The following is a 1,067-nucleotide window of genomic DNA, read 5'->3' on the forward strand; positions in this document are numbered from 1 at the left end:
GGCCCGCGCACGGCCGCCGCCAGCCGCGCGCCAGCCGCCCGGACATCCCCAATGCCAGGAACGACGACGGCGCCCCCGCCCGACGCTTTCGGCGGCAGTTCGGCAGCGGGTAGGTTAGGTGCTGTGACTACAGACCCCTTTGAACTGGCCGCCGAGGCAGCCGCTTCCCTCGCCCGCCAGACCGGTGTTCCCACCCATGACGTCGCGCTGGTGCTCGGCTCCGGCTGGGGCGAGGCCGCCGACCTCATCGGAGAGACGACCCACTCGATCCCGGCCACGGACATTTCCGGGTTCTCCGCCCCGGCAGTCGAAGGCCACGTCGGCACCATCCGCTCCGTCCGGACGCCCGACGGCAAGCGCGTGCTGGTGCTGGGCGCCCGCACCCACTACTACGAGGGCAAGGGCGTACGCTCGGTCGTCCACGGCGTCCGGACTGCGGCGGCGGCCGGGTGCAGGACGCTGGTGCTGACCAACGGCTGCGGCGGACTGAACCCGGCCTGGGCGCCGGGCACGCCGGTGCTGATCAGCGACCACATCAACCTCACCGCCGCCTCCCCGCTGGAAGGCGCAACCTTCGTTGACCTGACCGACCTCTATTCGGGACGACTGCGCACCCTGGCTCGGGAGGTGGATCCCAGCCTGGACGAAGGCGTATACGCACAATTCCCCGGCCCCCACTACGAAACTCCGGCCGAGGTGCAGTACGCCAAGCGGATCGGCGCCGACCTGGTCGGCATGTCCACGGCGTTGGAGGCCATCGCCGCGCGCCACGCCGGCATGGAGGTTTTCGGAATCTCGCTGGTGACCAACCTTGCGGCCGGCATCAGCGACGTTCCGCTCAGCCACGCCGAGGTCATCGAGGCGGGGCGGGCCGCGGGGCCGCGGATCTCGCGGCTGCTGGCCGGAATTGTCGCCAAACTGTGAACGGGAGCGACATGACCGCAACACCCCAGGAGCTGAAGGCCGCGGCCGAGGCCTGGCTGGAGGCCGATCCGGACGAGCAGACGCGCCGGGAATTGCAAGACCTGCTGGCAGCGGCCGAGGCCGGCGCGCCGGAAGCCGCCGCG

At 71.3% G+C, this 1,067-nt stretch carries 1 protein-coding gene; it reads left to right on the top strand.

Going from position 1 to position 1,067, the window contains the following annotated elements; translation table 11 throughout:
- Window positions 1-123: 123 nt before the first annotated feature.
- Window positions 124-924, top strand: a complete 801-nt coding sequence (locus AC5RUJ_RS17030; protein WP_494127978.1) for a purine-nucleoside phosphorylase — start codon at window positions 124-126, stop codon at window positions 922-924.
- The last annotated feature ends 143 nt before the right edge of the window (window positions 925-1,067 follow it).

It is taken from the genome of Arthrobacter sp. Y3223164, from assembly GCF_059091005.1.